Origin of the sequence: Longispora albida DSM 44784 (genome assembly GCF_000379825.1) — a bacterium.
GTDB lineage: Bacteria > Actinomycetota > Actinomycetes > Mycobacteriales > Micromonosporaceae > Longispora > Longispora albida.
This window is the reverse complement of sequence record NZ_KB903821.1, coordinates 23478-45219: the sequence shown is the minus strand read 5'-3', so window position 1 is coordinate 45219 and position 21742 is coordinate 23478. Positions and strand designations below refer to the sequence as shown.

At 69.7% G+C, this 21742-nt stretch carries 18 protein-coding genes; 16 read left to right on the top strand and 2 right to left on the bottom strand.

Annotated features, from left to right (window positions below):
- Nucleotides 1-139 precede the first annotated feature (139 nt).
- From A3G1_RS0112785 to A3G1_RS0112740, 10 genes are all read left to right on the top strand, one after another.
- Nucleotides 140-1288 (top strand): branched-chain amino acid ABC transporter substrate-binding protein, encoded by a 1149-nt coding sequence (locus A3G1_RS0112785; protein WP_018349868.1) that lies wholly within the window; start codon nt 140-142, stop codon nt 1286-1288.
- An 86-nt stretch (nt 1289-1374) separates the two neighbouring features.
- Nucleotides 1375-2325, top strand: a complete 951-nt coding sequence (locus A3G1_RS0112780; RefSeq protein WP_018349867.1) for a branched-chain amino acid ABC transporter permease — start codon at nt 1375-1377, stop codon at nt 2323-2325.
- On the top strand, nt 2322-3464 hold the full coding sequence (locus tag A3G1_RS0112775) for a branched-chain amino acid ABC transporter permease (protein ID WP_026212091.1): 1143 nt from the start codon (nt 2322-2324) through the stop codon (nt 3462-3464). The genes A3G1_RS0112780 and A3G1_RS0112775 overlap by 4 nt, the downstream gene beginning before the upstream one ends.
- Complete coding sequence (locus A3G1_RS0112770) at nt 3461-4318, top strand: ABC transporter ATP-binding protein (protein ID WP_018349865.1); 858 nt, start codon at nt 3461-3463, stop codon at nt 4316-4318. The genes A3G1_RS0112775 and A3G1_RS0112770 overlap by 4 nt, the downstream gene beginning before the upstream one ends.
- The gene (locus A3G1_RS0112765; RefSeq protein ID WP_018349864.1) at nt 4308-5018 is read left to right on the top strand and encodes an ABC transporter ATP-binding protein; all 711 of its coding nucleotides are present in this window, start codon (nt 4308-4310) and stop codon (nt 5016-5018) included. Before A3G1_RS0112770 ends, A3G1_RS0112765 begins: the two co-directional genes overlap by 11 nt.
- 101 nt (nt 5019-5119) lie before the next feature.
- Nucleotides 5120-6031, top strand: coding sequence for a transporter substrate-binding domain-containing protein (locus A3G1_RS0112760; RefSeq protein WP_018349863.1), 912 nt, complete (start codon nt 5120-5122; stop codon nt 6029-6031).
- On the top strand, nt 6031-6963 hold the full coding sequence (locus A3G1_RS0112755; protein ID WP_018349862.1) for an amino acid ABC transporter permease: 933 nt from the start codon (nt 6031-6033) through the stop codon (nt 6961-6963). The genes A3G1_RS0112760 and A3G1_RS0112755 overlap by 1 nt, the downstream gene beginning before the upstream one ends.
- A complete protein-coding gene (locus A3G1_RS0112750; protein ID WP_018349861.1) occupies nt 6960-7721 on the top strand; it encodes an amino acid ABC transporter ATP-binding protein in 762 nt (253 codons plus the stop codon). Before A3G1_RS0112755 ends, A3G1_RS0112750 begins: the two co-directional genes overlap by 4 nt.
- Before the next feature lie 158 nt (nt 7722-7879).
- Nucleotides 7880-10552 (top strand): DNA polymerase I, encoded by a 2673-nt coding sequence (polA, locus tag A3G1_RS0112745; protein ID WP_018349860.1) that lies wholly within the window; start codon nt 7880-7882, stop codon nt 10550-10552.
- 142 nt (nt 10553-10694) lie between these two features.
- Complete coding sequence (locus tag A3G1_RS0112740) at nt 10695-11222, top strand: AAA family ATPase (protein WP_281167835.1); 528 nt, start codon at nt 10695-10697, stop codon at nt 11220-11222.
- Here the strand turns inward: A3G1_RS0112740 and A3G1_RS34640 are convergent.
- On the bottom strand, nt 11189-12400 hold the full coding sequence (locus tag A3G1_RS34640) for an MFS transporter (protein ID WP_157641100.1): 1212 nt from the start codon (nt 12398-12400) through the stop codon (nt 11189-11191). The genes A3G1_RS0112740 and A3G1_RS34640 overlap by 34 nt on opposite strands.
- 101 nt (nt 12401-12501) lie before the next feature.
- Between A3G1_RS34640 and A3G1_RS0112730 the strand changes: the two genes are divergently transcribed.
- The 3 genes from A3G1_RS0112730 (at nt 12502) to A3G1_RS34635 (ending at nt 15420) form a co-directional block, all read left to right on the top strand.
- Nucleotides 12502-13560: an ArsR/SmtB family transcription factor gene (locus A3G1_RS0112730; protein WP_018349857.1), complete on the top strand. Its 1059-nt coding sequence runs from the start codon at nt 12502-12504 to the stop codon at nt 13558-13560.
- A 64-nt stretch (nt 13561-13624) separates the two neighbouring features.
- On the top strand, nt 13625-14194 hold the full coding sequence (locus tag A3G1_RS0112725) for a winged helix-turn-helix domain-containing protein (protein ID WP_018349856.1): 570 nt from the start codon (nt 13625-13627) through the stop codon (nt 14192-14194).
- Complete coding sequence (locus A3G1_RS34635; RefSeq protein WP_018349855.1) at nt 14191-15420, top strand: MFS transporter; 1230 nt, start codon at nt 14191-14193, stop codon at nt 15418-15420. Before A3G1_RS0112725 ends, A3G1_RS34635 begins: the two co-directional genes overlap by 4 nt.
- On the opposite strand, the gene A3G1_RS0112715 is transcribed toward A3G1_RS34635, so the two are convergent.
- Nucleotides 15421-16218: a class I SAM-dependent methyltransferase gene (locus tag A3G1_RS0112715; protein ID WP_018349854.1), complete on the bottom strand. Its 798-nt coding sequence runs from the start codon at nt 16216-16218 to the stop codon at nt 15421-15423.
- Nucleotides 16219-16401: 183 nt separating this feature from the next.
- Here A3G1_RS0112715 and rpsA point away from each other — a divergent pair, with 183 nt between their 5' ends.
- The 3 genes from rpsA (at nt 16402) to uvrB (ending at nt 21648) form a co-directional block, all read left to right on the top strand.
- The gene (gene rpsA, locus A3G1_RS0112710; protein ID WP_018349853.1) at nt 16402-17892 is read left to right on the top strand and encodes a 30S ribosomal protein S1; all 1491 of its coding nucleotides are present in this window, start codon (nt 16402-16404) and stop codon (nt 17890-17892) included.
- Between the two features lie 80 nt (nt 17893-17972).
- Complete coding sequence (coaE, locus tag A3G1_RS0112705; RefSeq protein ID WP_018349852.1) at nt 17973-19157, top strand: dephospho-CoA kinase; 1185 nt, start codon at nt 17973-17975, stop codon at nt 19155-19157.
- 388 nt (nt 19158-19545) lie between these two features.
- The gene (uvrB, locus tag A3G1_RS0112700; RefSeq protein ID WP_018349851.1) at nt 19546-21648 is read left to right on the top strand and encodes an excinuclease ABC subunit UvrB; all 2103 of its coding nucleotides are present in this window, start codon (nt 19546-19548) and stop codon (nt 21646-21648) included.
- Nucleotides 21649-21742 lie beyond the last annotated feature (94 nt).

Here is a 21742-nt window from a genome sequence, read left to right as displayed (position 1 = left end):
AGTTTGAACATGCTTCGGGCCGGAAGTGTTTCCATCTCGCCCGAAAACGGAGTAGCTTTCCGCCGCACGGACTGGTGTGTGTCGCCGTTCACAGACGCGCGTCACACCCCGGGCTTACGACGGAGGAGGGCTCGGAGCCTTGAGGCAGAAATTCGTACGGGCGTTCGGCGGTGCGGCGGTCCTCGCCCTCGCCCTGGGCGCCAGCGCCGCGTGTGCGGACGACACCAAGAACAGCAGCAGCGGTAGCGACTGCAAGGTCAAGATCGCGTTCTTCGGTGCCCTGAGCGGCGGCAACGCCAACCTCGGCATCAACATCAAGGACGGCGCCAAGCTGGCGATCGACCAGTACACGAAGGCCAACCCGAACGGCTGCAAGATCGAGCTGGTCCAGAAGGACTCGCAGGGCGACGAGAAGCAGGCCCCGGCCATCGCCGACGCGATCATCGGCGACTCCTCGATCATCGGCGTCGTCGGCCCGGCCTTCTCCGGCGAGTCGAAGGCGGCCAACCCGAAGCTCTCGGGCGCCGGCGTCACGATCATCACCCCGTCGGCCACCAACCCGACGCTCGCTGACCAGGGCTGGAAGACCTTCCACCGCGCCCTGGGCAACGACGCGGCGCAGGGCCCGGCCGCCGGTCGCTACATCAAGGACGTCCTCAAGGCTCAGAAGGTGTTCGTCATCGACGACACCTCCGAGTACGGCAAGGGCCTCGCCGACCAGGTGAAGAAGGTCGTCACCCCGGTCGCCACCGGCACCACCTCGAAGGGCCAGACGGACTTCTCCGCCCTGATCACCGCGATCAAGGCCGCCGGTCCGGACGCCATCTACTACGGCGGTTACTACGCCGAGGGCGGCCCGTTCCTGAAGGCGCTGCGCGGCCAGGGCGTCAAGGCCACCTTCGTCGGTGGCGACGGCCTCAAGGACCCGGGCCTGATCGAGGGCGCGGGCAAGGAAGCCGCTGAGGGCACCGTCGTGACCTGCCCGTGCGTCCCGCCGGACAAGGCCGGCAACTTCGCCGCCGACTACAAGGCGGCGACGGGCCAGGAGGCCGGCACGTACAGCGCCGAGGCCTTCGACGCCGCGAACATCTTCATCGAGGGCATCAAGGCGGGCAACACCACCCGCGCCAAGATGGAGGCCTTCGTCGACGGTTACAACGGCAAGGGCATCACCACCACCTTCAAGTTCACCGACAAGGGCGAGATCGACCTGTCCGCGGTGGCTGTCTGGGCCTACGAGGTCAAGGACGGCAAGATCGTCGCGAAGCAGGAGATCCCGAAGCCCTGACCCAGGGGGTAACTAGGTACGGAAAGGCTGGCCGGGGGCTCGGTGCCCCCGGCCGGTCCATAGAACGATCCGGTGGGGGTCTCGCTGTGCAGTTTGAGTATTGGCTGGACAATTTCTGGAGCCTGACGGTCGGGGGGCTGACCCAGGGCGCCATCTACGCCCTGGTCGCGCTGGGCTACACACTCGTATACGGCGTGCTGCGGCTGATCAACTTCGCGCACTCCGAAGTGTTCATGATCGGTACCTTCGCGGTCCCGATCGCCTGGACCGCGATCGGCTACGGTCGCGACGCGCACCCCTCGGGCCTCGGCTCGGTGGTGCTCCTCTTCGCGGTCGGCCTGATCGCCGCCGCCCTGGCCTCGGCAGCCACCGCCATGCTGGTGGAGCGGGTGGCCTACCGCCCGCTGCGGCCGAAGAACCCGCCGTCGCTGATCTTCCTGATCACGGCGATCGGTGCCTCCGTGGTCCTCTCCGAGGCCGTCGGCCTGCTGGTCAAGCGCAAGCCGATGGGCGCGATGACCCTGATCCAGCCGAAGGAGGTGTTCACGATCTTCGGTACCTCCGTCGACAACGTGCAGCTCCTGGTGGTCGGGGCCGCGATCGGCATGATGCTGCTGCTCGACCAGTTCATCAACAGGACCCGGGCCGGGCGTGGCGTGCGTGCCGTCGCCCAGAACCCGGACGCCGCGGCGCTGATGGGTGTCAACCGGGACCGGATCATCCTGATGATCTTCATGCTCGGCGGCATCATGGCCGGCGGCGCTGCCCTGCTCTACATGATCAAGGTCGGCTCGACGAAGTACGACGCCGGCTTCCTGCTCGGCGTCAAGGCCTTCGCGGCCGCCGTCCTCGGCGGGATCGGCAACCTGCGCGGCGCGCTGCTCGGCGGCCTGCTGCTGGGTGTCGTGGAGAACTGGGGTGCCGGCCTCATCGGCGACAAGTGGATCGACGCCACGGCCTTCGTGGTCCTGGTCGTCATCCTCATGTTCCGCCCGACCGGCCTGCTCGGTGAGTCGCTGGGGAGGGCGCGGGCATGATGAGCAAACTGCGGGCCCTCGACAACAGGCGCCTGGGCTTCCTGAGCGGGATCGGCGACCGGTGGCACGCGCTGCCGAAGCCGTGGCGGATCGCGTTCGGCCTGGCCTTCGTGGTCTTCCTCTTCGCGCTGCCCCGGATCAACATCCCGTTCTTCCGGACCGTGGAGACCGACTTCACCACCGTGCTGTGGACGGTCGCCATCTACGTGCTCGTCGCCGTCGGCCTCAACGTCGTGATCGGCCTGGCCGGGCTGCTCGACCTCGGGTACATCGGCTTCTTCGCGGTCGGGGCGTACAGCGTGGCGCTGTTCGGCTCGCCGCAGTCCGTGCTGGCCACGAAGTACCCGTGGCTGGTGTGCGTGCCGATCGCCATCGCGCTGACGATGCTCTCCGGCGTGCTGCTGGGCTGGCCGACGCTGCGGGTACGCGGCGACTACCTGGCGATCGTGACCCTCGGCTTCGGTGAGCTCATCCGGCTCATCGCCGAGAAGGGCGACGCCCTGACGAACGGGCCGCGCGGCATCGCCGAGATCCCGTACCCGCCGGGCAAGTGGCCGGCCGGCGTCAACTCCGAGTGGACCGGCCTGGACATGTTCGGCCCGGTGACCAGCCTCGGCTGGTACTGGCTGACCCTCGTCCTGGTGATCGTCTGCATGTGGGCGGCCCGCCGGATCGAGCACAGCCGGGTCGGCCGGGCGTGGCTGGCGATCCGGGAGGACGAGGACGCCGCCGAGATCATGGGCGTGCAGGCGTTCCGGTTCAAGCTGTGGGCGTTCGCGATCGGCGCTGCCCTCGGCGGCCTGTCCGGCGCGATCTTCGCCGGCAAGCAGAACTTCATGAGTTCCGGCAGCTTCGAGCTGATGACGTCGATCCTGTTCGTGGCGATGGTCGTGATCGGCGGCTCCGGCAACCTGGCCGGGGTCACGCTGGGCGCGATCCTGGTGTGGTACCTGCCGTTCAAGCTGCAGGACTTCAACATCACGATCGACGGCGAGCGGATCAACTTCACCGAGTACCGGCTGCTGCTGTTCGGCCTCGCCCTCATCGTGATCATGACTTTCCGGCCACAGGGCCTGCTGCCCAAGCGGTATCGCAGCTCCCAGCCGCCCGCGGCTGCCAAGGAAGAGGTGCCCGTATGACCATGTCGGACACTCTCCTCAAGGTCGACAACGTCACCCTCAGGTTCGGCGGCGTCACAGCCCTCGACGGGGTGGACTTCGAGGTGCGCCGGGGCGAGATCCTCGGCCTGATCGGCCCGAACGGCGCAGGCAAGACCACCTGCTTCAACGTGATGACCGGCGTGTTCAAGCCGACCGCCGGCGAGGTCACCTTCGACGGGGAGCGGGTGAGCGGCCGGGCGAAGTACGCCATCACCCGGCTGGGCATCGCCAGGACGTTCCAGAACATCCGGCTGTTCCCCGAGATGACAGCCCTGGAGAACGTGCTGGTCGGCACCGACGCCCGGCACAAGACGAGCGTGGTCGGGGCGCTGTTCCGGCTGCCGAGGGTCAAGGCGGAGGCACACACCCTGCCCGAGTCGGGCTGGCGGCGGACCTTCGCCCTGACGTTCGGCGTCTCCCGGCACATCGCCGAGGAGCGTGCCGCCCGGGCCAAGGCCCTCGACCTGCTGTCCTTCGTGGGCATCGAGGGTCACGCCGACGCGCAGGCCAAGAACCTCTCCTACGGCGACCAGCGCCGGCTGGAGATCGCCCGCGCGCTGGCCACCGAGCCGAAGCTGCTCTGCCTGGACGAGCCGGCCGCCGGCTTCAACCCGGCGGAGAAGGCCAGGCTGCTGGAGCTGATCCGCAAGATCCGTGACCTCGGGCTGACCGTGCTGCTGATCGAGCACGACATGCGCCTGGTCATGGGGGTCACCGACCGGCTGGTCGTGCTGGAGTTCGGGAAGAAGATCGCCGAGGGCAGCCCGGCGGAGGTCCGGGAGAACCCGAAGGTGATCGCCGCGTACCTGGGGGTGCCGCAAGATGCTGCTTGAGATCGAGAACCTGTCGCTGCACTACGGCCGGATCCAGGCCCTGCACGGCATCAGCATCGAGGTCGGCGAGGGCGAGATCGTCGCGCTGATCGGCGCGAACGGGGCCGGCAAGTCCACGACGATGCGGGCCATCTCCGGGCTGCGGATGCCCTCGTCCGGCAAGATCCGGTTCGCGGGGCACGACATCACCAGGGAACGCGCCGACCGCCGGGTGGTCCGGGGGATCAGCCAGTCGCCGGAGGGCCGGGGCATCTTCCCCGGCATGACGGTCCTGGAGAACCTCGACATGGGCTGCTACACCCGCAAGGACCGCGCCGGGATCAAGGAGGACCTGGAGCGCGTCTTCGGGCTCTTCCCCCGGCTGTCCGAGCGGCGCAAGCAGGTCGGCGGCACGATGTCCGGCGGTGAGCAGCAGATGCTCGCCATCGGCCGCGCGCTGATGGCCCGGCCGAAGCTCCTGCTGCTGGACGAGCCGAGCATGGGCCTGGCCCCGCTCCTCATCCAGCAGATCTTCACCATCATCGAAGAGATCAACCAGCAGGGCACCACGATCCTGCTGGTCGAGCAGAACGCGCAGCAGGCACTCTCGCGTGCCCACCGCGCGTACGTGCTGGAGACAGGTCAGATCGTCAAGACCGGTACGGGCGCCGAGCTGCTCGTCGACCCGAAGGTCAAGGACGCGTACCTGGGCGTGGCCTGAACCAGCGGATGCCCCGGTTGTGCTGTCATGACCGGGGCATCCGGTCACGCTGCCCGGACCCCCTGCCGGGTGGCGTACCCGTTGTGGAGGAGGAGAGCGACGTGGGCAAGGGACGTACCGCACTGGCCATCATGGGCGCCGTGGCGCTGGCCGCCGGGCTCGCCGCGTGTGGCGAGAAGAAGGAGGACTCGAACTCGGCAGCGCCGAACCCGAGCGCTTCCGTCAAGCAGGTGACGAAGGACGACGCGCTGGCCGGCAAGGTACCGGCGAAGATCAAGGAAGACGGCAAGATCTCGATCGGCGTGGACTCGACGTACCCGCCGAACGAGTTCCTGGACACCGACGGCAAGACGGTGGTCGGTTTCGACGTCGACCTGTTCAACGCGGTGGCCACGAAGCTCGGGCTGAAGACCGAGTGGACGACGAGCGCGTTCGACGACATCATCCCCGGCGTGCAGTCGGGCAAGTACGAGGCCGGCGTGTCGTCGTTCACGATCAACGACGACCGTAAGAAGAACTCGCTGATGGTGAGCTACTTCAGCGCCGGTACGCAGTGGGTGACCGTCAAGGGCAACCCGAACAAGATCAACCCGGACGACGCGTGCGGCAAGAGCATCGCCGTGCAGACGGGTACGGTCCAGGAGACCGAGGACCTGCCGAAGAAGCAGAAGGCGTGCAAGGACGCCGGCAAGCCGGAGATCAAGGTCGCGCCGTACCAGAAGCAGTCCGAGGCCACCGCCGCCGTCGCCTCCGGCAAGCACGACGCGATGCTCGCCGACTCGCCGGTGTGCGTCGACGCCGTCCGGGCCACGAGCGGCAAGCTGGAGCTGCTGGGCAAGGTCTACGACTCCGCGCCGTACGGCTACGTCCTGAACAAGGACCAGAAGGAGTTCGCTGAGGCCATCCAGGGCGCGCTGAAGGCCCTGATCGCCGACGGCACGTACACGGAGATCCTCAAGAAGTGGAACGTGCAGGACGGCGCTCTGAGCGGCACGCCGGGGATCAACCCCTGATGAGCAAGGAGCTCAACCCGGATCCGGCACCGTCGTCACCGGAGGCGCAGGCCCCGATGACGGTGGTGCCTGTCCGGCACCCCTGGCGGTGGGTGGCAGTCGCCGTGCTGGCGGTGCTGACCGCCCAGTTCGTCCACCTGGCCGCGACGAACCCGGCCTTCGACTGGCCGTTCATGATCGACAACGCCTTCCGGCCGCCGGTGATCGAGGGCCTGCTCAAGGGCACCCTGGCCGGCACGGTGATCGCGATGACCATCGGCATCGTCGTCGGCGTCATCGTCGCGATCATGCGCCTCTCGCCGAACCCGGTGCTGTCCGGCGCCGCCTGGGTCTTCACCTGGGTGTTCCGCGCGATGCCCCGGGTCGTGCTGATCATCCTGTTCGCCGGCCTCGGCACGCTGTGGAAGCGGATCGAGTTCGGGCTGCCGTTCGACGAGCAGCTCGGCTGGCTGTTCGGGATCGAGGACTTCAGGGCCCGGCTGTTCGGCTTCGACGCGCACACCGTGCTCACGGCGTTCGTGGCGGGCATGCTGGCCCTGGGGCTGTCGGAGGCCGCGTACATGGCCGAGATCGTCCGGGCGGGCATCCAGTCGGTCGACGAGGGCCAGGGCGAGGCGGCCTCGGCGCTGGGCATGACCCGGGGCCAGATCCTCCGCCGGATCGTCCTGCCGCAGGCCATGCGCGTGATCATCCCGCCGACCGGCAACGAGACGATCGCGATGCTGAAGGACACGTCCCTGCTCGCGTTCGCCCCGCTGACCGTCGAGTTGTTCTACCAGCTCAGCGCGGTCGGTCACCGGACGTTCAACGTGTTCCCGATGCTGATCGCCGCCGCGCTCTACTACCTGTTCCTGGCGAGCGTGCTGATGGTGTTCCAGTACTTCCTCGAGCGGAAGTTCTCGGCCGGCCGGGTCAGGGGAGTGCAGCGATGACCGCGATGATCAAGATCGAGGGCGTGCACAAGCGCTTCGGCACGAACGAGGTGCTGCGCGGCATCGACCTCGAGGTGAGGACCGGCGAGGTCTGCTGCGTCCTCGGCCCGTCGGGCTCCGGCAAGTCGACTCTGCTGCGCTGCGTCAACCACCTGGAGAAGGTCAACGCCGGCCGCATCTCGGTCGACGGCAGGCTCATCGGCTACCAGCAGCGCGGCAGCAAGCTCTACGAGCTGCGCGAGAAGGAGATCGCCGCCCAGCGCCGTGACATCGGCATGGTCTTCCAGCGCTTCAACCTGTTCCCGCACTTCACGGCCCTGGAGAACGTCATGGAGGGCCCGGTGCAGGTGCTGGGCAAATCCAGGGCCGCCGTGAAGGCCCGCGCGCAGGAGCTGCTCGACCGGGTCGGCCTCGGCGACCGTGGCGGCGCCTATCCGGTGCAGCTGTCCGGCGGCCAGCAGCAGCGCGTCGCGATCGCCCGCGCGCTCGCGATGGAGCCGAAGGTCATGCTCTTCGACGAGCCGACCAGCGCGCTCGACCCGGAACTCGTCGGCGAGGTCCTCGACGTCATGCGTGACCTGGCCCGTTCCGGGATGACGATGATGGTCGTGACGCACGAGATCGGCTTCGCCAGGGAGGTCGGCGACTCGCTGGTCTTCATGGACGGCGGGGTGGTCGTGGAGTCCGGCCCGCCACGCGAGGTGATCGCCAACCCGCAGCACGAGCGCACCAAGGCCTTCCTCTCCAAAGTGCTGTAAAACCCCTCATTTTGTACCGGTGGCCGCGAACCCAGTTCGCGGCCACTTCCCGTGTGCCCCCGTGCGGCGGAGCCCCGCGCCCTCCGGGCGCAGTCGTCCCGCACGCCCCCGTGGCCCCATGAGTGGTTTTGTCGTACCCAGCCACTAGGCTTCACTGCGTGAATCGGCTGCTGCTCCTCGACGGACACTCGCTCGCATACCGGGCTTTCTTCGCCCTGCCGGTGGAGAACTTCGCGACCACCACGGGCCAGCCCACCAACGCGGTGTATGGCTTCACCTCGATGCTGATCAACCTGATCCGTGACGAGAAGCCGAGCCACGTCGGCGTGGCCTTCGACGTGTCCCGCCAGTCGTTCCGCACCGAGCAGTATCCGGAGTACAAGGCCGGCCGCTCGGAGACCCCCGGCGAGTTCAAGGGCCAGGTCAGCCTGATCCACGAGGTGCTGACCGCGCTGAACATCCCGTTCGTCGAGATGCCGGGGTTCGAGGCCGACGACGTCCTGGCCACCCTGGCCACGATGGCCAGCGCGGCCGGCTTCGACGAGGTCCTGATCGCGAGCGGCGACCGTGACGCGCTCCAGCTGGTCACCGACCGGGTCACGATCCTCTACCCGAAGAAGGGCGTCTCCGACCTGGCCCGGATGACCCCGGCCGCCGTGCAGGAGAAGTACGGCGTGCCACCGGAGCGGTACAGGGATCTGGCCGCCCTCGTCGGCGAGAGCAGCGACAACCTGCCCGGCGTGCCCGGTGTCGGCCCGAAGACCGCCGCGAAGTGGATCACGCAGTACGACGGGCTGGAGAACATCGTCGCCCGCGCCGACGAGATCAAGGGCAAGGCCGGCGAGAGCCTCCGCGAGCACCTGCCGGGCGTCATCCGCAACCACACGCTGAACAGGCTGCTCAACGACCTGACTCTTCCGGTGGCCGTCGACGAGCTGGCCTGGTCCGGCGGCAACGCGCCCGAGGTCGAGCGGGTCTTCGACACGCTCCAGTTCCGGGTGCTCCGCGACCGCTGGGCGCAGATCACCGGCTCCTCGGTCACCGCTGCCCCGCAGGGCGACGCGATGGACGCGGTGGACGGCACCGTCCTCGGTTCCGGCGAGCTGGCCGGCTGGCTGTCCGGCCTCGGCGCCGAGCCAGCGGGCCTGGCGCTGACCGGCACCTTCGCCCGGGGTACTGGCAGCATCGAGGCCATCGCGATCTCCGGCCCCGAGCGCTCGGCCTGGTTCGCCACCGAGCAGCTCGACCCGGCAGACGAGGCGGCCCTGGCCGCGTGGCTGTCCGACGCGGACAGGCCGAAGACCCTGCACGACGCCAAGCCAGCCCTGTGGGGCCTGGCAGCCCACGGCTGGGCGCTGGCCGGCCTGCGGACCGACACGGCCCTCGCCGCGTACCTGGCCCGCCCCGACCAGCGCTCGTACGAGCTGGGCGAGCTGACCCTCCGCTACCTGGGCCGCGAGCTGAAGACCGAGGACGCTGGCAACGGCCAGCTCACCCTCGACGGCCTCGGCGGCGGCGACGAGGAGAAGGCGAACCACCTCATGCTCCGCGCCGCCGCGACCCGCGAGCTGGCCGTGGCCCTGGAGGAGGAGCTGGCAGGCCGGGGCGAGGCCGCCACGCTGCTGACCGAGCTGGAGCAGCCGCTCGGCGTGCTGCTGGCCACGATGGAGCGCTCCGGCATCGCCGCCGACACCCACTACCTGTCGGAGCTGGAGGCGCACTTCGCCGCCGAGGTGAAGGCCGCAGCCCAGTCCGCGTACGCGGTGGCGGGCCGCGAGTTCAACCTCGGCTCGCCCAAGCAGCTCCAGCAGCTGCTCTTCGAGGACCTCGGCCTGCCGAAGACCAAGAAGATCAAGACGGGGTACACGACGGACGCCGACGCGCTCCAGGGCCTCTACGAGAAGACCCAGCACCCGATCCTGGAGCACCTGCTCCGGCACCGTGACGTGTCCCGGCTGAAGACCACAGTGGACGGCCTGCTGAAGAGCGTGTCGGACGACGGCCGCATCCACACCACGCTCAACCAGACGGTCGCCGCGACCGGCCGCCTGTCGTCCACGGACCCGAATCTGCAGAACATCCCGATCCGCACGGAGGAGGGCCGGCGGATCCGGCGGGCCTTCGTCGTCGGCGGGGGCTACGAGACCCTGCTGACCGCCGACTACAGCCAGATCGAGATGCGGATCATGGCCCACCTGTCGGAGGACGCCGACCTGATCGCCGCCTTCCACTCCGGCGAGGACCTGCACACCACGGTCGCCCGCCGCGTCTTCGAGACCGAGGACATCACCGCGGAGCACCGCCGCCGGATCAAGGCCATGTCCTACGGCCTCGCGTACGGGCTGTCGGCCTACGGCCTGTCCCAGCAGCTCGGCATCACCCCGGGCGAGGCCCAGGTCCTCATGGACGGGTATTTCGAGCGGTTCGGCGGGGTCCGCGACTACCTCCAGCGGATCGTCCGCCAGGCAGGCAAGGACGGCTACACCGAGACGGTGCTCGGCCGCCGCCGCTACCTGCCGGACCTCAACAGCGACAACCGCCAGCGCCGCGAGATGGCCGAGCGGATGGCCCTCAACGCCCCGATCCAGGGCAGCGCCGCCGACATCATCAAGGTCGCGATGCTCCGGGTCGACAAGGCGCTCCAGGAGGCCGGCCTGGCCTCGCGGATGCTGCTCCAGGTCCACGACGAGCTCATCTTCGAGGTGGCGCCGGGCGAGCTGGCGGCGACGGAGGAGCTGGTGCGGAGGGAGATGGGGGCGGCGTATGACCTGGCAGTGCCACTTGAGGTCTCCGTAGGACATGGCACCACCTGGGCCGCCGCCGGCCACTGACCGTTTGGACCCGGTGAGCGGAAATCTGAGCTGCGCAAAGCAAAAGCCCGTGTACAACCAGTACACGGGCTTCCGCTTTGCTTGTCAGATTTCCGCTCACCGGGCCACTTCGTCTTAGATCAAGAGCGGTAGATCAAGAGCAATGGGGGGTGTGTGTGTTGTGCCTCGGCTGATCGTTCTTAATGGGCCGCCTGGGTGTGGGAAGTCGACGTTGGCCCGGCGGTATGCGGATGCGCACCGGCTCACGTTCAATCTCGATCTCGATCGGATCCGGGATCTGCTGGGTGACTGGGAGGGCGATCCGCACAACGCTGGTCTGCTCACGCGGGCGGCGGCGCTCGCGGCGGCCCGGGTGCACCTGCTGGCCGGGCACGACGTGGTGGTGCCGCAGTTCCTGGGCAGGCCGCAGTTCCTGGAGCAGGCTGAGGCGCTGGCCGCGGAGACCGGGGCGGCCTTCCACGAGATCGTCCTGTTCACCACCAGGGACGACGCGGTGTACCGGTTCGCTGCCCGGCCGGCGTCGCCGCCCTTGCCGCCGGACGAGGTGGCCGCGATGTACGACCGGCTGGCCGAGCTTCTGCCGTCCCGGCCGCGCGCGTTGGTCCTCACGACTGTCCACGGCCGGGAGGACGAGGCCTACGCCGCGCTCGTGGCCAGCCTCGGTACCTGAGGCGCGGTGTCCCTCGGCGCCCAGCGCGCGATGCCGAGCCCGGCGGCGGCCGTCACGACTGCCAGCGGTATCCACAGGGCCGCCGGGGCCGCACCCAGGAGTCCGGTGAGGACGATCGGCGCTGCGGCCTTGCCGATGCCCGTGGACAGTTCCCAGCGGGCCAGAGCGCGGCCCAGCTGCCCGGGCGGGGCGGTGGCGATCACGAGCGCGACGCCGCTGCCCGCGTAGAGGATCTCGCCGACCGTGAACGCGAGCGACACCAGCGCGACTCCGGCCGCCGATCCGGCACCGGCCGTCCACAGGAACCCGAGGTACGAGGCGGCCAGCACGAGCCCGGCCAGCCCGAGCACCCACCGCCGGGGCCAGTTCGCGAAGCGCAGTACCAGCGGCACCGACAGCGCGATCACCAGCACGGTGTTCGCGATGAACACGGCCCCCGGCCACCCGGCTCCCGCCTTCAGCTGCTCCAGGAACACCGCTGGCAGCGCGACTTCGAGCACGTCGAACATCAGCGCGAAGGGCAGGTTGAGCAGGCACAGAACCAGGAAAGCCTTTCCCGGTACACCAGCAACCTCCGCACCGGGCGCCCGCTCCGCCACCACCAGCTCGGGCACGCGCAGGCTCCACACCAGCACGGCAGCGATGAGGTACCCGGCCCCGCTCAGCCCGGCCAGCACCCGCAGCGCCTCCCCGCCAGCCGCGAGCGCGACGGTCGCCAGCAGCGCTCCGGCCCCGAGCCCGGCGTTGCGGAGTGCCCGGCCAGCGCCCAGCGCGACATCGCGTTCCCGGCCAGGTACGAGTGCCGCGACGAGAGCCGCATGGGCACCCGGCCACATCTGCGTGCCGATGCTCATCAGCACAGCGGCAGCCGCGAACCCGACCACGCCCTCCGCCGCCAGCAGCACCGCGACCCCCGCCACCCGTACCCCGAGCGCGAACACCACCGGCGGCCGCCCGCCCGACCGGTCGATCCACCGCCCCGCGAGCGGAATGGCGACCAGCCCGGCGACGAGCCCGGCGGTCAGCGCGGCTCCGGTCACGGTGAGCCCCAGCCCGAGTACGTGGAGCCCGTACAGCACCATGAACGGCCGGAGCAGCCCGGCGCCGAGCGCGTCCACGAAGATCGCGGCCGAGTACCGTGGCCGCCCGCCCACCGCCAGCATCATCTTCAGTCTCATGCCGGCGACCCTGCACCCGTTGTGGCCGGAGACCCGCGCCAGTTGACGATGATCGTCAAGCGAGGGCCGGCCGGTGCCGTCCACCTGGGAGGATCGGCCGCGTGACCCTCACGATCGAGCTCGGTACCCAGCCAGACCTGGCCTTCGGCCCCTCGCCGCTGGGCGAGCTGACGGCCGCGCTGCACCTGCTGAGCGCGGCGGCCCACCATCCGGCCCAGCACGCGTGGATCACGTCGGTCACGGCTGCGCTGCCGGCCGACCTCGCCGACCGCATCCAGTCGGCGAGCTTCCTGTGGCTGGTCAGCACGGCGGACTTCCTCGTGCCGTCCCGGATCCGGGCGACGCTCGCCGAGGACCTCGACGATCTCGACGCGCTGGACGACGACAGGTTCTTCCGGGCGGCACTTCTCCCGGCCTGTGGGGCCGACCGCCGCAACCTGCCGAATCTCGACCGTGCCCTGACCCCGGAGCGCGCCAGGGACCTGGCCGCCGCGCGCGGGCCGCACCAGGCGCAGTTCGTCGACCGGCTCACCACGGACCTGCCCGGTGTCAGGGCCTGGCTGCGCAGGCTGTTCGAGGACTGCGAGCAGGCGTTCTTCGCCGACGCCTGGCAGCGGGTACGCGTGCAGCTGGTCAACGAGGCGCGCAACGCCGCTGAGCGGTACAAGAAAAAGGGTCTGGCGGAGGCGGTGACCGGCATGTCGCCCGCACTGTCCGTCAGGGACGGCAAGCTCCTGATCGACAAGATGCGGGACAGCACGGCGAGCGCGGCCACCCTCGGCCTGACCTTCTCGCCCACGGCCTTCGGCTGGCCGCACATCGTGGTCGCCGACGAGCCGGGCTGGCGGCCCGTCATCCAGTACCCGGTCGAGCGCCTGGGCGGCACCCTGCCCCTGGACGCGCTGGCCCGCCGCCTCGAAGCCCTGGCGAACCCGGCCAGGCTGCGGCTGTGCTGGCTGCTGGCCCGTGGCGCGCACACGACGGGGGAGCTGGCGACGGCCTGGCAGCTCAGCCTGCCGGAGGTGTCGCGGCACCTGGCCGTCCTGCACAAGGCAGGCCTCGTCCAGAAGGACCGGCGCGGCCGGTACACGCTGCACCGCATGGACCTGATCGCCGTCAGCCGCCTCGGCACCGACCTGGTCGAGGCGATGCTCCGGTAATCGTGCAAGGAAAACTGCGCAAGACTTCTTGCGCAACTGAAACTGCGCAACTAATCTTGCGTACATGGAACAGCGCACAGAGCCCGTCAAGGACCCAGCGGTCCTCAAAGCGGTCACGCACCCGCTGCGCATGCGGCTGTACGGCCTGCTGAACACCTACGGCCCCTCGACGGCCAGCACCCTGGCCGGCCGGGTCGGCGAGGCCGTCGCCAAGGTCAGCTACCACCTGCACCAGCTCGCCAGGTTCGGCTTCGTCGCCGAGGCGCCCGAGCTGGCCACCGACGGCCGCGAGCGCTGGTGGCAGTCAGTGCCCGGCGGCATCCGCTGGGACGACTCGGCCTTCCCGGAGGGCAGCGAGGGCCGGGCCATCTCCCAGGCCGTGAAGGCCGACACGGTCCGCCGCTTCCTCACCCTCCTCGACACCTACCAGCGCGACCAGGAGGCGTGGCCGCCAGCGTGGCGCGACCGGGCCTTCAGTACCAACAGCCGGATCCGCGTCACCCCAGACGAGCTGGACGAGTTCACCACCGAGCTCCTGGCGCTGTTCACGAAGTGGGGCGACCGCCCGGTCGACGAGTCCGACGACCGCCAGTTCGTGTACCTGTCCGCCCACGCCTTCCCCTACGTCCCGTGACCGCCACGCTCGCGGAGACCTCCGCCCCCGCCAAGCCGTACCGGAACCCGGCCTTCCTCGGCTGGCTCGGCGGCTACTGGGTCTCCCTCCTCGGAGACCAGATCTACTTCATCGCCTTCGCGTACGCGGCGGCCCAGCTCGGCGACCCGCTCCTGACCAGCGTCGTCGCGGCGGCCAGCTCCCTGCCGCGCGCCGTGCTCCTGCTCTTCGGCGGGGCGCTCGGCGACCGGGTCGGCCTGCGCAAGCTCATGCTCACCGCCGACGCGCTGCGCGCCGCTGTCATGCTCGCCGCCGCGCTCGCCGGGATCGGCGGTACCCCGATCTGGCTGCTGCTGGCCGCCTCACTGATCTTCGGCGTCGTCGACGCCGCGTACCTGCCGGCCGTGACAGCGTTCCCGGCGCAGATCCTGCCGGGGGAGCAGCTTCCGGCCGCCGCCGCTGCCCGCAGCCTGGCGATCCGGGCCGGCCTGCTCGTCGGCGCGCCCCTCGGCGGCCTCCTCGCCGCGACCGGCGGGTTCGTCCTCGCCTGCGCTGTCAACGCCGTCACGTTCACGATCTCGGTCTTCGTCCTGGCCCGCCTGCGCCCCGCCCACGAGCCCGAACAGCCTCCCGCACCCGCCGAGAAGAAAAACCTGCTCGCCGATGTGGGCGCCGGCCTGCGCTACGTCGCCAGCCATCCCACACTGCGCCTGCTCTTCGTCGTACTCACGGCGATCGAGTTCCTCATCACCGGCCCGGTCAACATCGGCATCTCGCTGATCGCCGTCGAGCGCGGCTGGGGCTCGGCGGGCCCCGGCTGGATGTTCGGCGCGCTCGGCCTGGGGGCCGTGGCCGGCTCGCTCCTCGTCATGGTCGCGAGGAAATGGTCCCGCCCGGTGTTCGCCGGCCTGACCATCGTCATCCTCGAACCGCTCGGCACGATCCTGCTCGGCCTGTCCGGCACGGTCGCGCTGGCCGCGGCCTCGGTCGCCATGATCGGCTTCACCGGCGGCGTGACCTCCGCGCTCCTGGGCGGCACGATCCAGCGCCTGACCGCCCCCGGGTACCGGGCCCGGATCGGCTCGATCTTCGTCCTCCAGGGCGTCGGCCTCGTCCCGGTCGCGCTGACCGGCTTCGGAGCCCTGGCCGGCTGGCTCGGTACCGGCCCGGCCTGCGTCGCCTGCGGCACAGCCCTCGCCCTGGTCGTCATCGCCGCCCTGTGCCACCCGGTGACCCGCAGGAACTGATCAGGCCGGCTTCTCCGTCACGTAGATCGCCGTACCCGGGAAGATCTTCCCCCGCGCCGGGCTCCACTGCCCCCACTCCTGGGTGTGCCCCTCCGGCCACTCCGGCTCGACGAGGTCCCGGAGAACCAGCCCGGCGGCGTTGATCTCCCGGACCCGGTCGCCGAGCGTCCGATGGTGCTCGACATAGCTCGGCTTGCCATCCGTGTACTCCACGTACGGCCGCCGGTCGAAGTAGGAGTTGATGGCGATCAGGCCGGCCTCGCCCGGATCATCCGGGAAGATCCACCTCATGGGATGTGTGACGGAAAACACCCACCGGCCCCCGGGCCGCAGTACCCGCGCGGCCTCCCGCATCACGAGCCCAGAATCGGCCACGAACGGCACCGCCCCGAACGCCGTGAACACGATGTCGAACGCGCCGCTCGCGAAGGGCAGCGCCTCGGCGTCGGCGAACGCGAGCGGCACGTCGAGTCCGGTACGGACATTGATCGTCCTCGCATGGCGCAGCATCCCGGCCGATAGATCGGAGGCGATGACCTCGGCGCCACGCGACAGCAGCCAGCGCGCCGAAGACGCAGCCCCGCAGCCAATTTCGAGGATTCTGCGCCCGGCCACCGGCCCCAGCAGGCCGGCCTCGGACTCGGTCAGGCCCTCCGGGCACCACCGCAGTTCGGTGTCGCCGAGGAACTCCCCGTGCTCCGCCTGATAGTCATCGGCGTCACTGTCCCACCAGGACCGGCTGGCGGCACGGCTCACCGCGCTGTTCGCGGCGCCCCGGGCCGCGTGGATCTCGCTCACGGCGTGACAGTATGCCGGGGGACGGTTGGACCGTGTGGTATTGGGCGGGGTAGGCTGGACGACGCGTTGGTGGGTCGCGAGTCTCGGCAGGGAGCAGGCACGCAGCCGCTGAAGGAATTCACCGGATGGGCCCACTCGACGCGCCGAACATACGATCGACAACCCACCGGAGCACCTGCCCACATGACGAGCAGCACCGAGGTCTCCTCGAACCAGGTCGCCATCAATGACTTCGCGTCGGAGGAAGCCTTCCTCGCCGCCATCGATGAGACCATCAAGTACTTCAACGACGGCGACATCGTCGAAGGCACCGTTGTCAAGGTCGACCGGGACGAGGTCCTGCTCGACATTGGCTACAAGACCGAGGGTGTCATCCCCTCGCGCGAGTTGTCGATCAAGCACGACGTTGACCCGGCCGAGGTCGTCTCCGTGGGTGACGAGATCGAGGCGCTTGTTCTCCAGAAGGAGGACAAGGAGGGCCGTCTGATCCTGTCCAAGAAGCGCGCTCAGTACGAGCGGGCCTGGGGCACGATCGAGAAGATCAAGGAAGACGACGGCGTCGTCCGCGGCACGGTCATCGAGGTCGTCAAGGGCGGCCTCATCCTCGACATCGGCCTCCGGGGCTTCCTCCCCGCGTCGCTGGTCGAGATGCGCCGCGTCCGCGATCTCCAGCCTTACGTCGGCCGCGAGCTCGAAGCCAAGATCATTGAGCTGGACAAGAACCGCAACAACGTGGTCCTGTCCCGCCGGGCGTGGCTCGAGCAGACGCAGTCCGAGGTCCGCACCGAGTTCCTGAACAAGCTCGCCAAGGGCCAGGTCCGCAAGGGTGTCGTGTCCTCGATCGTCAACTTCGGCGCGTTCGTGGACCTGGGCGGCGTTGACGGCCTCGTGCACGTCTCCGAGCTGTCCTGGAAGCACATCGACCACCCGTCAGAGGTTGTCGAGGTCGGCCAGGAGGTCGAGGTCGAGGTTCTCGACGTCGATCTCGAGCGCGAGCGCGTGTCGCTCTCGCTGAAGGCCACCCAGGAGGACCCGTGGCGCCAGTTCGCCCGGACCCACCAGATCGGCCAGATCGTCCCGGGTAAGGTCACCAAGCTCGTTCCGTTCGGTGCGTTCGTGCGCGTCGACGACGGCATCGAGGGCCTGGTCCACATCTCCGAGCTGGCCGAGCGCCACGTGGAGATCCCGGAGCAGGTCGTCCAGGTCAACGGCGATGTCCTGGTCAAGGTCATCGACATCGACCTCGAGCGCCGCCGGATCTCGCTGTCCCTCAAGCAGGCCAACGAGGGCTTCGTCGAGGGCGACGAGCACTTCGACCCGACCGCGTACGGCATGGCTGCCACCTACGACGAGGCTGGCAACTACGTCTACCCGGACGGCTTCGACCCGGAGACGGGCGAGTGGCTCGAGGGCTTCGACGCGCAGCGCGAGCTGTGGGAGAAGCAGTACGCCGAGGCCCGTGCCCGCTGGGAGGCCCACGGCAAGCAGGTCGAGGCCGCCCGCGTGGCCGAGGCCGAGGCTGCCGAGGCCGGTCCGGTCGCTCCCGCCGCTGGCGGCGTGACCACCAGCAGCACCCCGGCTGCCGCCAAGGCCGCCGAGGAGCCCGCTGGCACCCTCGCCACCGACGAGGCGCTGGCCGCCCTCCGCGAGAAGCTCGCGGGTGGCAAGAGCTAAGCAGCACGACCCATCCGGAAGCCCGGCACGCGACTCGCGTGCCGGGCTGCCGGCTTTTCTGTCCCCGGTAGGCTCGCGGGATGCTGCATGTGGGACTCACCGGCGGGATCGGCGCCGGGAAAAGCGCGACGGCCGCTCACCTGGCGACGCTGGGCGCCGTGATCATCGACTCGGACGTGCTGGCCCGTGAGGTGGTCGGCCCCGGCACCGGCGGCCTGGCGGCCATCGCGGAGACCTTCGGCCCCGGCGTGATCACCGACGGCGCGCTCGACCGCCCCGCCCTGGCCGGCAAGGTCTTCGGCGACCCGGCCGCCCGGCAGAAGCTGGAGGCGATCATCCACCCCCGGGTCCGCGCCCGCTCCGACGAACTCGCGGCCCAGGCCCCGCCAGACGCCGTCGTGGTCCATGACATCCCGCTGCTCACCGAGGTCGGCCTGGCCCCGACCTTCCACTGTGTACTCGTCGTGCAGGCCGCCCACCACATCCGCCTCGGCCGGCTGACCGCCCGTGGCCTGTCCCGTGACGAAGCCGAGGCGCGGATCGCCGCCCAGGCCACCGACGCGGACCGGGCAGCCGTCGCCGACATCGTCCTCGACAACTCCGGCAGCCTCGAAGCCCTCCACGCCCAGATCGACGCTGCCTGGCCCCGCCTGATCGGGTACGAGGCCAACCTCCGCGCCGGCCGGTACTCCCGCCGCCCCGAAGAGCTGGCGATCGTCCCCTCCGACCCGGCCTGGCCAGCCAGGTACGCCCGGCTGGCCGCCCGGATCCGGCACGCGGCTGGCGACGCCGTCCTCAGCCTCGACCACATCGGCTCCACCTCGGTACCGGGGCTGCCGGCCAAGGACGTCATCGACATCCAGCTCGGGGTCGCGGACCTGGACACCGGGCGCAAGATCGCCCCGCTGCTGGCCGCCGCAGGGTTCCCGGCCAAGGACGGCGAGTGGTGGGACAACCCGAAGCCGCCCGGCAGCCCGATCCACCACAAGCTCATGCACGGCTGCGCAGACCCCGGCATCGTCGTCCACCTGCACGTCCGCACCGTGGGCTCGCCGAGCTGGCGCTGGGCGCTCCTCTTCCGCGACTGGCTGCGCGCCACCCCCGGGACCGTCACCGAGTACGCCACCCTCAAGGCCACCCTCGCCGCCCAGGGCCTCACCGCCAGCGACTACGCCGAAGCCAAGGAACCCTGGTTCGACAGCATGGACACCCGAGCCGAATCCTGGGCCACCACCACCAACTGGGTACCAGGAAAAAGCCCTTGATCTTGCTCTAAGGCGAGGTGGCCCGCTGAGAGCGAGGCTGGCAAGCATCGCGGTTTCCCTCGTACCGGTGTTGTACGTGGGAAACCGCGATGCGCAGTCCAGATTCGCTCTCAGCGGGTCGGCAGAGACCAGAAGGGATCGTGGCCGGGTGGGGCCACGATCCCTTTGGGCAGGCGCGGCGCCCAGCACCCGGCGCGCTCACCAGCGTGTGGGGCTGGGTGCTGCGACCGGTGCCCGGGGCCTGGCCTAGCTGGCCGGCCGCCGGGAGCAGGCGCCGCGCCTGCTGCATCGTCGAGGCTATCGGCGGGATCTTGGGCACACAATGGTTTTTGGGCTTGTTGGCGCATCGCCGCCGGCGCTTGTCGTACCCCCCGCGTACGGTGGGGGCATGGCGCTGGACATCACCCGTTCGTCGGGTCGTTTCGAGGTTGTGAGTGAGTACAAGCCGGCGGGTGACCAGCCCGCCGCGATCGCCGAACTGGCCCGGCGGGTCCGCCGTGGCGACGAGCACTCGGTGCTGCTGGGCGCGACCGGTACGGGCAAGAGTGCCACGACGGCGTGGCTGATCGAGGAGCTGCAGCGCCCGGCGCTGGTTCTCGCGCCGAACAAGACCCTCGCAGCGCAGCTCGCGACGGAGTTCCGTGAGCTGCTGCCGCACAACGCCGTCGAGTATTTCGTCAGCTACTACGACTACTACCAGCCCGAGGCGTACGTCCCGCAGTCCGACACGTACATCGAGAAGGACTCTTCGGTCAACGAGGAGGTCGAGCGGCTGCGGCACAAGACGACCATGAGCCTGCTGACCCGGCGGGACGTGATCGTCGTGGCCACGGTGAGCGCGATCTACGGCCTGGGCACCCCGCAGGAGTACCTGGAGCGGGCGGCGGCGGTGAAGGTCGGCGAGGAGATCGACCGGGACAAGCTGCTGCGCAGGCTGGTGGAGATCCAGTACACCCGGAACGACGTGGCGTTCGCGCGCGGCACCTTCCGGGTGCGGGGCGACACGATCGAGATCATCCCGGCGTACGAGGAGCTGGCGATCCGGATCGAGATGTTCGGCGACGAGGTCGAGAAGCTGAGCTATCTGCATCCGCTGACCGGTGACGTGGTGCGGGAGACCGACCACATGCTCATCTTCCCGGCCACGCACTACGCGGCCGGCCCGGAGCGGATGGAGCGCGCGGTCAACGACATCGAGGCCGAGCTGGGCATCCGGCTGGCCGAGCTGGAGCGGCAGGGCAAGCTGCTGGAGGCGCAGCGGCTGCGGATGCGCACGACGTACGACATCGAGATGATGCGGCAGGTCGGGTTCTGTTCCGGCATCGAGAACTACTCGCGGCACATCGACGGCCGGGGCGAGGGCAGCGCGCCGCACTGCCTGATCGACTTCTTCCCGTCCGACTTCGTGACGGTGATCGACGAGTCGCACGTGACGGTCCCGCAGATCGGCGGCATGTACGAGGGGGACGCCTCCCGTAAGCGGACCCTCGTGGACCACGGGTTCCGGCTGCCGTCCGCGATGGACAACCGGCCGCTGCGCTTCGACGAGTTCCGTGACCGGGTCGGCCAGACGGTGTACCTGTCGGCCACACCCGGCCCCTGGGAGCTGAACCAGACCGGCGGCGAGTTCGTCGAGCAGGTGATCCGGCCGACCGGCCTGGTTGACCCCGAGGTGGTGCTCAAGCCGACCAAGGGCCAGATCGACGACCTCATGCACGAGATCCGGCTGCGTACCGAGCGGGACGAGCGGGTGCTGGTCACGACGCTGACCAAGAAGATGGCCGAGGACCTCACCGACTACCTGCTCGAGCACGACATCCGCGTGCGGTACCTGCACTCCGAGGTGGACACGCTGCGCCGGGTCGAGCTGCTGCGTGAGCTGCGCAAGGGCGACTACGACGTGCTGGTCGGCATCAACCTGCTCCGGGAGGGCCTCGACCTGCCGGAGGTGTCGCTCGTGGCGATCCTCGACGCGGACAAGGAGGGCTTCCTGAGGTCGGCGACCTCGCTGATCCAGACAATCGGCCGCGCGGCCCGTAACGTGTCCGGCGAGGTCCACATGTACGCGGACAAGATCACGCCATCAATGGCCAAGGCGCTCGACGAGACGAATCGCCGGCGTGACAAGCAGATCGCGTACAACGAGGCGAACGGGGTCGATCCCCAGCCGCTCCGGAAGAAGATCCGCGACGTGCTCGACGACATCTATCGCGAGGCGGAGGAGACCGACGCGGCCCTGGTCGGCGGTGGCCGCCAGCTGTCCCGTGGCAAGTCCCCGGTGCCGGGTGGCGGCGCGTCGAAGTCGCCGCGGATCTCGCTGACCTCAGAGCCCGGGATGGCCCGTGCCGACCTGGCCGACCTGATCGCGCAGCTCAACGACCAGATGCTCGGCGCGGCCCGCGAGCTCCAGTTCGAACTGGCGGCCAGGATCCGGGACGAGATCAAGGAGCTGAAGAAGGAACTCCGGCAGATGGACGCGGCCGGCGCCTGACGTGCGGTCCTGCTCCCGCTCAGCTGGGCGGGAGCAGGACGGTGGGTACTGGCTGTCCGGCGCCAGGGCGGCCAGGCTGCGCGAGGGCGTGCAC

What these genes read in the sequence shown, in the direction of transcription:
- A3G1_RS0112775 (WP_026212091.1), top strand. Translation starts at nt 2,322, where the DNA reads ATGATGAGCAAACTGCGGGCCCTCGACAACAGGCGCCTGGGCTTCCTG.
- A3G1_RS0112770 (WP_018349865.1), top strand. Translation starts at nt 3,461, where the DNA reads ATGACCATGTCGGACACTCTCCTCAAGGTCGACAACGTCACCCTCAGG.
- A3G1_RS0112765 (WP_018349864.1), top strand. Translation starts at nt 4,308, where the DNA reads ATGCTGCTTGAGATCGAGAACCTGTCGCTGCACTACGGCCGGATCCAG.
- A3G1_RS0112755 (WP_018349862.1), top strand. Translation starts at nt 6,031, where the DNA reads ATGAGCAAGGAGCTCAACCCGGATCCGGCACCGTCGTCACCGGAGGCG.
- A3G1_RS0112750 (WP_018349861.1), top strand. Translation starts at nt 6,960, where the DNA reads ATGACCGCGATGATCAAGATCGAGGGCGTGCACAAGCGCTTCGGCACG.
- A3G1_RS0112740 (WP_281167835.1), top strand. Translation starts at nt 10,695, where the DNA reads ATGGGGGGTGTGTGTGTTGTGCCTCGGCTGATCGTTCTTAATGGGCCG.
- A3G1_RS34640 (WP_157641100.1), bottom strand. Translation starts at nt 12,400, where the DNA reads ATGAGACTGAAGATGATGCTGGCGGTGGGCGGGCGGCCACGGTACTCG.
- A3G1_RS0112725 (WP_018349856.1), top strand. Translation starts at nt 13,625, where the DNA reads ATGGAACAGCGCACAGAGCCCGTCAAGGACCCAGCGGTCCTCAAAGCG.
- rpsA (WP_018349853.1), top strand. Translation starts at nt 16,402, where the DNA reads ATGACGAGCAGCACCGAGGTCTCCTCGAACCAGGTCGCCATCAATGAC.
- coaE (WP_018349852.1), top strand. Translation starts at nt 17,973, where the DNA reads ATGCTGCATGTGGGACTCACCGGCGGGATCGGCGCCGGGAAAAGCGCG.
- uvrB (WP_018349851.1), top strand. Translation starts at nt 19,546, where the DNA reads ATGGCGCTGGACATCACCCGTTCGTCGGGTCGTTTCGAGGTTGTGAGT.